This is a genomic window from Blastomonas sp. UPD001 (genome assembly GCF_003426715.1).
Classification (GTDB): Bacteria; Pseudomonadota; Alphaproteobacteria; order Sphingomonadales; family Sphingomonadaceae; genus Blastomonas.
In genome coordinates this window covers 51622-64589 of sequence record NZ_QKVT01000001.1, presented here as the reverse complement: position 1 = coordinate 64589, position 12968 = coordinate 51622, and the positions used below count along the sequence as shown (strand labels likewise).

Annotated in this window: 11 protein-coding genes; 2 read left to right on the top strand and 9 right to left on the bottom strand. The window is 66.2% G+C overall.

What is annotated here, in order from left to right; genetic code table 11:
• Nucleotides 1-81: 81 nt before the first annotated feature.
• The 8 genes from DM995_RS00315 to DM995_RS00280 form a co-directional block, all read right to left on the bottom strand.
• A complete protein-coding gene (locus DM995_RS00315; RefSeq protein WP_116968117.1) occupies nucleotides 82-1227 on the bottom strand; it encodes an acyl-CoA dehydrogenase family protein in 1146 nt (381 codons plus the stop codon).
• Nucleotides 1228-1229: 2 nt separating this feature from the next.
• Nucleotides 1230-2444, bottom strand: a complete 1215-nt coding sequence (locus tag DM995_RS00310) for an acyl-CoA dehydrogenase family protein (protein ID WP_023838023.1) — start codon at nucleotides 2442-2444, stop codon at nucleotides 1230-1232.
• Between the two features lie 237 nt (nucleotides 2445-2681).
• The gene (locus DM995_RS00305; RefSeq protein WP_116968116.1) at nucleotides 2682-3206 is read right to left on the bottom strand and encodes a DUF1254 domain-containing protein; all 525 of its coding nucleotides are present in this window, start codon (nucleotides 3204-3206) and stop codon (nucleotides 2682-2684) included.
• On the bottom strand, nucleotides 3203-3781 hold the full coding sequence (locus tag DM995_RS00300; RefSeq protein WP_116968115.1) for a DUF1214 domain-containing protein: 579 nt from the start codon (nucleotides 3779-3781) through the stop codon (nucleotides 3203-3205). Before DM995_RS00300 ends, DM995_RS00305 begins: the two co-directional genes overlap by 4 nt.
• 265 nt (nucleotides 3782-4046) lie before the next feature.
• Nucleotides 4047-6710: a pyruvate, phosphate dikinase gene (gene ppdK / locus DM995_RS00295; protein WP_116968114.1), complete on the bottom strand. Its 2664-nt coding sequence runs from the start codon at nucleotides 6708-6710 to the stop codon at nucleotides 4047-4049.
• 40 nt (nucleotides 6711-6750) lie between these two features.
• The gene (glyS, locus tag DM995_RS00290; RefSeq protein WP_116968113.1) at nucleotides 6751-9096 is read right to left on the bottom strand and encodes a glycine--tRNA ligase subunit beta; all 2346 of its coding nucleotides are present in this window, start codon (nucleotides 9094-9096) and stop codon (nucleotides 6751-6753) included.
• A gap of 148 nt (nucleotides 9097-9244) precedes the next feature.
• Nucleotides 9245-10114, bottom strand: a complete 870-nt coding sequence (locus tag DM995_RS00285; protein WP_116970247.1) for a glycine--tRNA ligase subunit alpha — start codon at nucleotides 10112-10114, stop codon at nucleotides 9245-9247.
• Between the two features lie 252 nt (nucleotides 10115-10366).
• Complete coding sequence (locus tag DM995_RS00280; RefSeq protein WP_232823949.1) at nucleotides 10367-11008, bottom strand: molybdopterin dinucleotide binding domain-containing protein; 642 nt, start codon at nucleotides 11006-11008, stop codon at nucleotides 10367-10369.
• A 110-nt stretch (nucleotides 11009-11118) separates the two neighbouring features.
• On the opposite strand from DM995_RS00280, the gene DM995_RS00275 reads away from it, so the two are divergent.
• Complete coding sequence (locus DM995_RS00275) at nucleotides 11119-11769, top strand: trimeric intracellular cation channel family protein (RefSeq protein WP_116968112.1); 651 nt, start codon at nucleotides 11119-11121, stop codon at nucleotides 11767-11769.
• 3 nt (nucleotides 11770-11772) lie between these two features.
• The gene (locus tag DM995_RS00270; protein ID WP_232823948.1) at nucleotides 11773-12495 is read left to right on the top strand and encodes a PepSY domain-containing protein; all 723 of its coding nucleotides are present in this window, start codon (nucleotides 11773-11775) and stop codon (nucleotides 12493-12495) included.
• Nucleotides 12496-12522: 27 nt separating this feature from the next.
• On the opposite strand, the gene DM995_RS00265 is transcribed toward DM995_RS00270, so the two are convergent.
• Nucleotides 12523-12968 (bottom strand): hypothetical protein (locus DM995_RS00265; RefSeq protein WP_232823947.1); only part of this gene is annotated, 446 nt, incomplete at its 5' end.

The window sequence follows — 12968 nt, the reverse complement described above, 5'->3', positions numbered from 1 at the left end:
CCCCTCACCCAACTACGCCTAGACCGGCTTCGCCGGATCAAGGCTTCGTATCCCTCTCCCCTGAAGGAGAGAGGGTTTTTATCAGAACAGCAGCTCGGCGAGCTTCGTGCGGTGCCAGGCCGCGTCGCCGAACTGGCTGGCGTGCCAGATCGCGCTGCGGCGGTAGAGCCCGGCATCGCAATCGTGCGTGAAGCCGAAGCCGCCATGAAACTGTACCGCGCGGTCGGCGGCGAAGCTGTACGCCTTGTCGGCGCTCGCCTTGGCCATGCGCACCGCGATCTCGCCCACGCCCTGCTGGCCGAAATTGTGCGCGGCGCTCAGCATGTGCGAGCGTGCCTTTTCGTACGCGACATAGGCGTTGGTGATCGGGTGCTTGAGCGCCTGATACTCGCCGATCAGCTTGCCGAACTGCTTGCGGGTTTTGAGATATTCGATCGTGTAATCGATCGCGCTCTGCGTGCCGCCGCACATTTCCGCCGCCTGGAGCAGTGCGCTCGCCAGCTCGATCTGGTTCAGCGCGCTCGCCGAGCGGCCCGCATCGAGCAGCGCCGAGGCCGGGATGGTGATGCCGTCGAGCGTGAGCTCGTAGGTGCGCCGGGTCTCGTCGACGATGATCTCGCGGCGCAAGGCGCTGTCCGCAATCGCGGCGCGCTCGATCAGCGCCAGCCGCACCGCGCCATCGACATTGACCGTGGCGATCACCAAAGCCGCGTCCTTGGCATAGGCGACGAACTGCTTGGTGCCGCTGAGCGCGTAACCCTCGCCGCTCGCCTTCGCGGCCGCCTCGACATGGCCGAGCGTCCAGTCGCCATGCGGTTCGTACAGCGCCAGCGTCGCGATCTCGCCCGCGACGATCCGCGGCAGCCACGCGCCGCACTGCGCCTCATCGGCTGCGGCGAGCAGCGCCTGCGCCGCGACGGTGCAGCTGGCAAAGGGCGTGGTCAGCAGCCGCCGCCCCATCTGCTCGGCGATCGGCGCGACCTCGGCCATCGACAGGCCGACCCCGCCATGCGCCTCGGGGATGGCGATGCCCAGCCAGCCCAGTTCGGCAATCTCCTGCCAGACTTGCGGGTCATAGCCGCGCTCGTCGACCATCAGCTTGCGCACCTTGTCGATCGGCGACTTGTCGCGGCAGAAGCTGGTGGCGACGTCCATCAGCTCGATCTGCTCTTCGCTGTAACCGAGGCCGCCGAGGTGATTGGCAAGATTCTCTTCGCTAAAGGCCATGTTTAGCGTCCTTTCGGCAAGCCAAGCACATGCTCGGCGACGATGTTGCGCTGGATTTCGGACGTGCCCCCACCGATCGTGGCGGAGAAACTGTTCAGATAGCTGCGGTGCCAATAGCCGTTGTCGACCGCGCAGGGATCATCGACATAATAGCCGCCGCGCGTCCCCTGGAAGGCCAGCGAGAATTCGGTCAGCTCGCGAATCATCTCGGTGCGCGCGAGCTTGTTCATCAGCGCAAGGCCCATCGGGCGGTCCTGCACCAGCGGCCCCATGCGGCGGCGCTGGTTGTTGAGGTTCAATGCCTGGATATCGATCATGAAATCGACCATCCGGTCCTTCATCACCGGATCGTCGAGCAAGGCCTTGCCGCCGCGCTGCGACTGGCGCGCCAGCTCGACCACGCCCATCGCGTCGAGTTCCTTGAGGAAATAGCCCCCCGCGAGGTTAACCTTGGCGCCGCGCTCGTACTCGAGCGTCTTCATCGCGATCTGCCAGCCATCGCCCTCGTTGCCCATCAGGCAGGTGGCGGGGATGCGCGCGTCGGTAAAGAAGCACTGGACGAAGCCATATTCGCCGGTGAGCTTCTTGATCCGCCGCGTCTCGATGCCCGGCGCGTGCATCGGCGCGAGGAAGAAGCTGAGGCCCGCGTACTTGTTCGGCCCCTCATTCGAGGTGCGCGCGAGCAGGATCATGTATTTCGCGCGGTCGCCCAGCGAGGTCCAGATCTTGGAACCGTTGAGCACATACTCATCGCCGTCGCGCACGGCCTTGAGCTGCGCATTGCCGAGGTCGGAGCCGTTTTCAGGCTCGGAGAAACCCTGGCACCAGATATCCTCTGCGCTCAACATCCCCTTGATATATTTCTTCTTCTCTTCCTCGCTGCCGATGTCGAGGATCAGCGGCCCGGCCCAGCCGATGCCGATGGCGTTGAGCATGATCGGGCCGTCATATTTCTTCATCACCTTGGTGGCTATGCGCTGGAAATCGGGGTGCAGCCCGCCGCCGCCATATTCCACCGGCCAGCTCGCGCCGAGATAGCCCGCCTCGTAGACCTTGCGCTGCCAGTTGCAGAGGAATTCGAACTGCTGGTCGGTGCTCACCTCCATGAAGGTCAGCGGCAGCATGAAGCCGGGGTCCTTGGGGGTGTTCTCGCGGAACCAGGCGTCGGCCTGGGCCTCATAGTCCGCCAGCTCGGCAGCGGTGGGACGGGTTGCCATGTCGCTCTCCTTTGCGCGTTCGATCCGGGCCGCGTTGGGATTCGCGGCCTCGTTTAATCGTTCGGTTAAACGGAGATATGCAGGGCTCTGGGCCGCTTGTCTAGGGCATCCAGTCATTTTCCTGACATCCGTGTCAGTGACTTGCAGCCTGTCGTCACCCCCGCGAAGGCGGGGTTCCCGCTTTCTGGCTCACCACCGACGCAAAAGCGGGATTCCCGCGTTCGCGGGAATGACGGGTCAAGCCGTGAGAGGCCGGCAGAACGACTGCTTCCGATACGCATCCACCGCGCCGATCTCCGCCCGGTTGTTGAGCAGCACGCGGATCAGCGCGACGCCCTTGCCATCGGGCATCACGATCTTACGCACGCCCCTGGGCACGGTCTGATCGGCGGTGGCCAGCGCGATGCGGATCGGCCTGCCCTTGCTGTCGCGGTCGCTTTCGACAAAGGCGACATCGGTGACGCTGTCGAACACGGTCAGCGACCAGTAATGATCGGGCACGGCATTGGCCATGACCTCGAGCGGCGCCTTGCTCAGGTCGAAGGCGCATATCGAATAGGCAAGGTCCGGGCTGGGCCGCACGATCGTCTGCCGCTCTGCGGTGACCAGCGGGGTGTGCGTCATCTTGTTATACCCCGCCTGCTCCGACAGCCGCATCCAGGCGCGATCCATGATGACGGTGGGCGTCGCGGCGAGCGTCCCGTACCAGGCGGCGACCGCGGCGATCACCGCAACGACAATGGGTCCGATCCAGCGGCTCATGCGCGGCACTCCCCGCGTTCGATGCGCGGCAATGGCACGCTCCCGCGCTTGGCCAACAGGTCGCGCGACGGATGATAGGCGCGCAAGGTCAGCTCGAACGGCTGGTCGTCGGGCATCGCGATCCAGTGCGCGCCGGTGCGCTGGCGCGCGATGTCGACGGTCCAGTTCGCTTTTTCCGCAGGCGCGATCGCCGCGCTGCCGACCGAATAGACGCTGGCCGGGTTGGGGATGAGATAGCCCGCCTTGTCGTAGAGCGTCAGGCTCCACCAGCGCGCATCGATCGCGCCGCCGGTGACGCGATAGCGGCACTTGCCGGACAGCTCGCGCCCCTGGCTATCGGTGGCAGCATTGAAATAGATCGCCTCGCGCTCGGGCAAGGCGAGCAATCCGCGCAGCGCGACGGTGGCGCGGGTCGCAACGCTGGCATCGGCGGTCCCGACCTTCTCGCCGGTGCGCCAGGGGCCGTTCTCGATCCCCATCGCAGCAAAGCTCTGCTTGAGCTGCAGCGCTGCAGCGCCGCTGCCCAGCGCCAGCCCGACGGCGAGCATGATCCCGTAGCGAATCCCGGTCCGCATGCGCCCTTCTCCCCCTGCTTATATTTTGACAGAGGCTATGCCGCAAGATCGGGGGCGCTGGCAAGCGCGATTGCTCGGGGGGCCATGCACCCTTTCTCCCATTGCTTCCGGTCCCCTGCGCAGGCAGGGGCCCATCACCTGCCCGGGCGCCTCTCGCAATCGTGGCTCAAGCCGGCAAACGTCGGGAGATGGGCCCCTGCCTGCGCAGGGGACCGAATGTTGCTCGGTGCCTTTCCCCTCCCCAAAGAGAGGGGAGAGCGCTCGCTCAGCCCTTTTTCAGCGCCGCCTGCGCCGCTGCCAACCGCGCGATCGGCACGCGATAGGGCGAGGCGCTGACATAATCGAGGCCGGCGGTCTCGCAGAAGGCGATGCTCGCCGGATCGCCACCATGCTCGCCGCAGATGCCGAGCTTGATGCCCGCGCGCGTCCTGCGGCCCTTCTCGACCGCGATCTCGATCAGCTGGCCGACGCCTTCGACATCGAGGCTGACGAACGGATCGCGCGCGAAAATGCCCTTGTCGACATATTGCGTGAGGAAGCGCCCGGCATCGTCGCGGCTGACGCCGAGCGTGGTCTGCGTCAGGTCATTCGTGCCGAAGCTGAAGAATTCGCCGACCTCGGCGATCTCGTCGGCCATCAGCGCCGCGCGCGGCAGTTCGATCATCGTGCCGACCAGATAGTCGATCCGGCGGCCCTTTTCGGCGAACACCAGCTCGGCGGCGGTATCGACCACCTTCTTCATCAGCTCGAGCTCGCGCCGGGTCGCGACCAGCGGGATCATCACCTCGGGGATCGGCGCCGCGCCGCTCTTCTCCGCGACATCGCACGCCGCCTCGAAGATCGCGCGCGCCTGCATCTCGTAGATTTCGGGATAGGTCACGCCCAGACGGCAGCCGCGATGGCCGAGCATGGGGTTGAACTCGTGCAGCTCATTGGCGCGGCGCTTCAAGACCTCGACGCCGACGCCGGCGGCCTCGGCGACCTCGGCAAACTCGCTCTCGCTGTGCGGCAGGAACTCGTGAAGCGGCGGATCGAGCAGGCGGATGGTCACCGGCAGGCCCGCCATCACCTCAAAGATGCTGTGGAAGTCGCCGCGCTGTTCGGGCAGCAGCTTTTCCAGCGCCGCGCGGCGGCCCGCCTCGTCCTCGGCCAGGATCATCTGGCGCACCGAGGTGATGCGGCTGGCCTCGAAGAACATGTGCTCGGTGCGGCACAGCCCGATGCCTTCTGCGCCGAAATCGCGCGCGACGCGGCAATCCTCGGGCGTTTCGGCATTGGTGCGCACCTTGAGGCGGCGGACCTTGTCGGCCCAGCCCATCAGCACGCCGAAATCGCCGACCAGCTCGGGCTGCACGGTGGGCACCTCGCCCAGCATCACTTCGCCCGACGCACCGTCGATGGTGATCGTGTCGCCCTCGCGCAGTTCGCGCTTGCCGATGCGCAGCACGCGCTCCTTGGTGTCGATCGACAGGCTGCCCGCTCCCGAGACGCAGGGCCGCCCCATGCCGCGCGCGACCACCGCCGCGTGGCTGGTCATGCCGCCGCGCGCGGTGAGGATGCCCCTCGCGGCGTGCATGCCGTGAATGTCCTCGGGGCTGGTCTCGATGCGTACCAGGATCACCGCATCGCCCATCTCGTTGCGGCGCTCGGCCGTATCGGCGTCGAACACGATGATGCCGCTCGCCGCGCCCGGCGAGGCCGGCAGCCCCTTGGTCAGCACGTCGCGCGCCGCAGACGGGTCGAGCGAGGGGTGGAGCAGCTGATCGAGCGCCATCGGATCGACGCGCGCGATCGCCTCTTCCTCGGTGATCAGGCCTTCATTGGCCATTTCCACCGCGATCCGCAGCGCCGCCTTGGCGGTGCGCTTGCCCGAGCGGGTCTGCAGCATCCACAGCTTGCCGCGCTCGACGGTGAACTCGATGTCCTGCATGTCGCGATAGTGCTTTTCGAGAATGTCGAACACCCGCGCCAGCTCGGCATAGGTCTCCGGCATCGCCTCTTCCATGCTCAGCGGCTTGGCGTTCGCCTCCTCGCGCGCCTGTCTGGTGAGATATTGCGGCGTGCGGATGCCCGCCACCACGTCCTCGCCCTGCGCGTTGATCAGGAACTCGCCGTAATACAGATTCTCGCCGGTCGAGGGGTTGCGCGTGAACGCCACGCCCGTCGCCGAGGTGTCGCCCATATTGCCGAACACCATCGCCTGCACGTTGACCGCGGTGCCCCATTCGGACGGAATGTCGTTGAGGCGGCGATAGACCTTGGCGCGCTCCGACTGCCACGAGCCGAACACCGCCGCGACCGCGCCCCAGAGCTGGTCGTTCACGTCCTGCGGGAAGGGCTTGCCCCACTGATCCTCGACCAGCGCCTTGTACTCGCCGACCAGCGCCTTCCAGTGCTTCGCCTCCATCTCGGTATCGCTGAAGAAGCCATTGTCTTCCTTCATGATTTCGAGCGCTTCCTCGAACGCATCATGGTCGAGGCCGAGCACCACGTCCGAATACATCTGGACGAAGCGGCGATAGCTGTCCCAGGCGAAACGCTCGTCACCCGAAACCTGGGCGAGGCCCTGAACGGTCTCGTCGTTGAGGCCAAGGTTGAGCACCGTGTCCATCATGCCCGGCATCGACACGCGCGCGCCCGAGCGGACCGAGACCAGCAGCGGATCGGCGGCATCGCCGAAGCGCTTGCCGGTGACGCCCTCGATATGCGCGAGGCCCTCTGCCACTTCGGCCTTCAGGCTGTCGGGGAAGACTTCGCCATCCTGGTAATAGCGGGTGCACATTTCGGTGCTGATGGTGAAGCCGGGGGGCACCGGCAGGCCGATCGAGGCCATGCCGTCGAGATTGGCCCCCTTGCCGCCGAGCAGATTCTTGTTGCCCGCACCGCCATCATTGGCGCCGCCCCCGAAACGGTACACATATTTGGTCATCTGCTTCAGCCTGTCTGTATGTGGTGGAGTATCGGTCGAGTTATCCCTCGATCTTCGAAAAATCGGCGACGCGGTGGACCGCGCTGCGGAACCGCGCGAGCAGGTTCAACCGCGCCTCGCGCTTGGCCGGATCGGCATCGTTGACGGTCACGCTCTCGAAAAACGCATCGATCGGCGCGCGCAGCGCTGCGAGCGCGGCCATCGCGCCTTCGAAATCTTCGGCATGGATCGCAAGCGCGGCGAGCGGCTCGGCCTTGTCGAGCGCCTCGATCAGCGCAGCCTCCGCCGGTTCGGGCTCATAGGCGAGTCCGGAGCCGGGCTGCGCCATTTCCGCGACGGCCCGCGCGACGCCGGGATCCTCGACCAGCGCCAGCGGATCTTCCTCGCCGGTCTGCGCAATGCCGCCACCGGTTTCCGGCGTATGGACCGGCGCGTTCGCATCGCCCCGCCCCTCTTTCTTGAGGATATTGGCCGCGCGCTTGTACCCGGCGAGCAGATTGCCCCCCTCGCCCGTCTCGACAAAGGCTTGGAGCGCCTTCACCCGCGCGAGCAGCCGGACCAGATCGTCCTCACCCCCGAGCGCGAACACCGCGTCGATCAGATCGTGCCGAACCCCGGCTTCGCGCTGCTGGACCTTGAGGCGGTCGACAAGGAAGGCAACCAAAGTCACAGCCACATTCTGATCGAACGTAATCGCAAGCGGTCGATCAGCAAATTGCGATGCTGCTGCTTCGAACTCTCGGGTAAGAGCTGCGACAGCAGGTATCTTTATCGCCGGAGCAACTGCTGTAGCGATCACCGTGTGAACCGAACAGCGCAGGTGATTTGAGAAGATCAGGTTGGACACAGCAATCGCTGAACGCCTCAAAGCAAATGGGTCTTTGGAACCTGTCGGCAACTCATTGATGCTGAAGAAGCAAGCAAGGCTGTCCAGCTTGTCCGCCAGGCTCACCGCCACCGTCACCGGATCGGTCGGCACGTCATCGCCCTGGCTGACCGGCTTGTAATGGTCGCGGATGGAGGCGGCGACTTGCGGGTCGAGACCTTCCTTCGCCGCATAATAACCGCCCATAAGCCCCTGAAGTTCGGGGAATTCGCCGACCATCTCGGTGACAAGGTCCGCCTTGCACAGGCGGGCGGCCTGTTCGGCGAGGGTGGCCAGCGACGCACCGCCGTTCTCCGGCGAAAGCCGGAGTCCAGAGTTGGTCGCGCTACCTGACTCCTGGGCTCCGGCGTCCGCCGGAGCACGGTCGGTCACAATCCCCTCTTCGCACAGCCAGCGCGCGAGCTTGGCGACGCGTTCGACCTTGTCGGCGACGGTGCCCAGCTTCTCGTGGAAGACAATGTTCTTCAGCTTCTCGGCATGCTGTTCGAGCGTCTTCTTCTGGTCGAGCTCCCAGAAGAAGCGCGCGTCGGAGAGGCGTGCTGCCAGCACCTTCTCGTTGCCCGCGACGATCGCCTGGCCGCCGTCATGCGCGGCGATGTTGGCGGTGCAGACGAATGCCGCGGCGAGCGCGCCGCTCGCATTCTGCACCACGAAATATTTCTGGTTAACCCGGGCGGTTAGCTGGATGACTTCAGGCGGCACCTCAAGAAACGCCGGATCGAAACGGCCGAGCAGCGGCACCGGCCATTCGGTGAGTCCGGCATTCTCGACGACCAGCCCCTCATCCTCGACGAGGACAAAACCGGCGTCCGCCGCCGCCTTGGCCGCGCCATCGCGGATGATCTTCGCGCGTTCCTCATGGTCGACGATCACATGCGCGGCGCGCAGCGCATCGGCATAATCCTCGACGCCCGAGACGGTAACCGCGCCCTGGTGGTGGAAGCGGTGGCCGACGGTGCTATTGCCCGCGACCAGCCCGTCGACCTCGCACGGCACGACATAGCCGCCGAGCAGCGCGATAATGCCCTGCAGCGGACGCACCCAGCGCAGCGATTCGGTGGTCTGGCTCGCCGCGCCCCAGCGCATCGACTTGGGCCAGGGAAAGGCGCGGACGATTGCGGGGATCGCGTCGGACAGCACGTCGGCGGTGGCGCGGCCCGGCTTGTTAATGACCGCGAACAATGTCGCGCGGCCCTTGACGTCGCGCGTCTCGAGCGCGTCGCGGGTCAGCCCCGCCTTGCGCAGAAAGCCCTCGACCGCGGCATCGGGCGCATCGGCGGGCGGGCCTTTCAGCTCTTCGGACACGGCCTGCGTGGTCTCGGGCAGCCCGCGCGCGATCAGCGCGAGGCGGCGCGGAGTCGAGAGGGTCTGGAGGCTTTCCGCCTTCAGGCCGGCGGCGGCGAGCTGGTCGGCGAACAGCTTTTCGAGATCGGCACGGGCTTTCGCCTGCATCCTCGCGGGGATTTCCTCGGAGAGGAGTTCGAGCAGGAAGTCGGTCATGCGGCGCGCTCCCCGATGTCTGCGTCAATCCCGTCACCCTGAACTCGTTTCAGGGTCCATCGGGCACCAAGCGCCTTTGCCCTATCGGCTCCCAGACGGTCGATGGATGCTGAAACAAGTTCAGCATGACGGTTGTGGAACATCCCCATCACGCCGCGCTCCATTTCGGGTGGCGGGCCGACCAGTCGGCGGCGTTCTTCTCCATCCACGCCTGGCAGCTGCCCTTCGCGAGGTCGCGCACGCGGCCCATATAGGCCTGGCGTTCGGCGACCGAGATCACGCCGCGCGCCTGGAGCAGGTTGAACACATGGCTGGCCTGGATCGCCTGCTCATAAGCCGGGATCGGCAGTTTCGCATCGAGGCAGTTCTCGCACTCGGCGACGGCCTTGCGGAACGCATCAAAAAGGCTCTCGGTATTGGCATGCTCGAAATTCCACGCGCTCATCTGGCGCTCGTTCTCGAGGAACACGTCGCCATAGGTGACGCCGCGGCCATTGAAATCGAGATCGTACACGCTGTCCTTGCCCTGGATGTACATGGCGAGACGTTCGAGACCATAGGTCAGCTCGCCCGCCACCGGCTTGCAGTCGAACCCGCCCATCTGCTGGAAATAGGTGAACTGCGTCACCTCCATGCCGTCGCACCAGACCTCCCAGCCCAGGCCCCAGGCGCCCAGAGTCGGGCTTTCCCAGTCGTCCTCGACGAAACGGATGTCGTGCAGCAGCGGATCGACGCCGATCGCGGTCAGGCTGTCGAGATAGAGCTGCTGGATGTCGCCCGGCGAGGGCTTCAGGATCACCTGATACTGATAGTAATGCTGCAGCCGGTTGGGATTCTCGCCATAGCGCCCGTCGGTCGGGCGGCGGCAGGGCTGGACGAACGCGGCGTTCCACGGATCGGGGCCGAGCGCGCGCAGGGTCGTGGCAGTGTGGAAGGTGCCCGCACCCATCGGCATGTCATAAGGCTGCAGGATCAGGCAGCCATGCTGGCTCCAGAAATTGTGCAGGGTCAGGATCATGTCCTGAAAGGAAAGGCTGTTCTCGCTCAAACGTCCGGCCTTCGCAGTTGCAAAAAGATGCGCCGCGCTTTGGCGGATGGGAGGGCGCGGGTCAAGGGAGAGGTGATTCAGCGATGGTGTCAGCGGGTTTAGCTGAGCTTTGCCAGCACGGATTCCCGGTCCCCTGCGCAGGCAGGGGCCCATCTCCTGCCCCGGCAAGATGGCAGCTACCGGGAGATGGGCCCCCGCCTTCGCGGGGGACCGGCTATCGCATTACTCCGCCGCGACCGCCTGTTCGACCCGCTCCAGCGTCACCGGCGTGCCGTTGAGCACGGCATTGCCCGAAATCGGGTCCATCGCGGCCGGGTCGGTAAGGTCGTTGAGCGATACGCCCGGCCGCCTGGCCGCGACCGAGAGCCGCGTCCCCGGCTTGTCCTGGCCGAAGCCGTGCGGGATCGAGATCACGCCCCGCATCACGTCCTCGCTTACCTCTGCTGCCAGCTGCACCGATCCCACGCGGCTGGTGACGCGCACCTGGTCGCCGGTGGCGATGCCGTGCGCCACCGCGTCGTCGGGGTGGATCATCGCGGTGCAGCGATCGGGCCCCTTGGCGAGGCGCGGGCTGTTGTGCAGCCAGCTGTTGTTGTTGCGCACATGCCGCCGACCGATCAGCAGCAGCTGGCCTTCGGGTTGGGCCGCCAGATCGGCGCGCCATTGCTCGAGCGCCTCGAGACACAGCGGCGGCGCGCAGGCGATGCGCTTGTCGGGCGTCTGCAACCGCTCGGGCAGCCGCGGCACATGCGCGCCGAAATCGACGCCATTGGGATTGGCCTCGAGCTCTTCCAGCGTCACCGGATAATCCGAGCGCTGGAGCATCGCGGCGAGCACCGCGCGCGGCGGCACGATATTGGGCACCGCCTCGCCCCTCGCGGCCAGGATCGCGCGCGCCAGTTCCGCGACGTGCAGCCGCGGGCAGACGATAAAGCCGCGTGTAATCGCGCCATCACTCGCCTAAAGACCACGCGATGACCACGCCTCTTCCTGCAAGCATCGATCTTGGCACGATCCTCGGCACGCTCGACATGTTCGGCATCGCGGTGTTCGCCGCGTCGGGTGCACTCGCAGCCGCCGCCAAGCGGCAGACGTTCGTCACCTTCACCTTTTTCGCACTGGTCACCGGTGTCGGCGGCGGCACGGTGCGCGATCTGCTGATCGGCGCCCCGGTATTCTGGATCGTCCATTCGCGCGTGCTCGTCGTCGTGCTCGCGGTCTCCGCGCTGCTCTGGGTCACCCCGCAGCGCTGGTGGGAGGGACGGATGCTCGACTGGTTCGATGCGGTCGGCCTCGGCGCGTACAGCGTGTTCGGCGCGGCCAAGGCGATGCAGTTCGGCGTCGATCCGCTGCCAGCGGTGATGATGGGCGTGATCACCGCGTGCGTCGGCGGCATCATCCGCGACGTCCTGGCGGGCGAACCATCGATCATCCTGCGCCCCGAACTCTATGTTACCGCCGCGGCACTCGGGTCGGGCCTGTATGTCGGGCTCAGGCTGGCGGGGCTGGATGTCGAGATCGCCGCGATGATCGGCGCGGTCGCCGGCTTCGTGCTGCGCGGCCTCGCCATTCGCTACAATATCGCGCTGCCCGCCTATCGGGGCGGCGGTCGCAAGGGGGATTGAGCCGTGGCATTTCGGTTGCGTCGGCGGGTGGTGATGCGCTGGCACGTCTGGCTGGGCTGGCTGGTCGGAGTGCCGCTGCTGCTCTGGACGGCGTCGGGGCTGTTCATGGCCAGCTTCCCGATCGACGAAGTGCGCGGCGAGCACCTCAAGGCGCACACCCCCGCGCTTCCCGGTTTCCGCCCGGTCGCGCCGTACCTGGAAGGGCGGCCGGTGCAGACGCTGACGCTCAGCCAGCAGGCGGGCAACCCGATCTGGCTGATCGATTATGCCGATGGCGGCCAGCGCCGCGCCGATGCACGCACCGGAGCGCTGCTGCCAGCAGTGAGCGCCAGCGAAGCGGCGCTGATTGCCCGCGCGGCCTTTGCCGGCACGGCCGAGCTTCAGGGGGTGACCCGTTTTGCGGCCGAAGACGCGCCGCTGGAACTGCGCCGTCCCCGCCCGAGCTGGCAGGCCCGCTTCGCGGACGATACCCATGTCTATATCGACGAGGAGACCGGCGCGGTGCTGGCCACGCGCAGCGCGCTGTGGCGTGCCTTCGATGTCATGTGGGGCCTGCACATCATGGACCTGCAGGAACGCGAGGATACCCATCATCCGATCCTGGTGGGATTTGCCGCGCTCGCGGTGATCTCGATCCTGATCGGCATCTGTCTGTTACCCCTGCGGCGCGCGAAGGGGCGAAGCGCGCCGCAGGGGGTCAGACCGGGTGGGAAAGGCCAAGCCTAGCCTGTTCCCGTCCGGTAACCCGCAATCTCATTCGGGCGGAAAAGGCTCCGCATCCGCATCGTCATTGCGCCAGGCATAATCGTCGTCGTTCGGATCGACGCTGAACGGCGGATCGGCCACCGCGACGCCATTATCGAACGCGCCGTCATTCGCGCCCCAGGCACCATTGGCGCGGTTGAAGCGGACATAATCGATGCGGCCGAAGCTGATGCCGCAGGTAAAGCTGTCGACGCCATTGCGGCGCGATCCGACCAGTCCCTCGACGCGCCAGCCCTGGCCGTCGCGCACGACATTATCGATCCGCTCGATCCGCGAGCCGAGCCCGGACTGCGCCACCGCCGCCGCTCCGCACCGATCGCTGGCCGATCGGACATCGTCATTGAAGCTGCGATCGTCCCCGCGCCGTGCCGAATTGGTCGCCGCGCTGGCCGTCGATGAAGCCGTCTCAGGCGCCGAAAAGCTGCCCGGACCGC

Excerpts from the sequence above, each read along its gene's own strand:
- DM995_RS00315 (WP_116968117.1), bottom strand. The coding sequence starts at position 1,227 with ATGGCCTTTAGCGAAGAGAATCTTGCCAATCACCTCGGCGGCCTCGGT.
- ppdK (WP_116968114.1), bottom strand. The coding sequence starts at position 6,710 with ATGACCAAATATGTGTACCGTTTCGGGGGCGGCGCCAATGATGGCGGT.
- DM995_RS00310 (WP_023838023.1), bottom strand. The coding sequence starts at position 2,444 with ATGGCAACCCGTCCCACCGCTGCCGAGCTGGCGGACTATGAGGCCCAG.
- DM995_RS00275 (WP_116968112.1), top strand. The coding sequence starts at position 11,119 with ATGACCACGCCTCTTCCTGCAAGCATCGATCTTGGCACGATCCTCGGC.
- DM995_RS00300 (WP_116968115.1), bottom strand. The coding sequence starts at position 3,781 with ATGCGGACCGGGATTCGCTACGGGATCATGCTCGCCGTCGGGCTGGCG.
- DM995_RS00285 (WP_116970247.1), bottom strand. The coding sequence starts at position 10,114 with ATGATCCTGACCCTGCACAATTTCTGGAGCCAGCATGGCTGCCTGATC.
- glyS (WP_116968113.1), bottom strand. The coding sequence starts at position 9,096 with ATGACCGACTTCCTGCTCGAACTCCTCTCCGAGGAAATCCCCGCGAGG.
- DM995_RS00305 (WP_116968116.1), bottom strand. The coding sequence starts at position 3,206 with ATGAGCCGCTGGATCGGACCCATTGTCGTTGCGGTGATCGCCGCGGTC.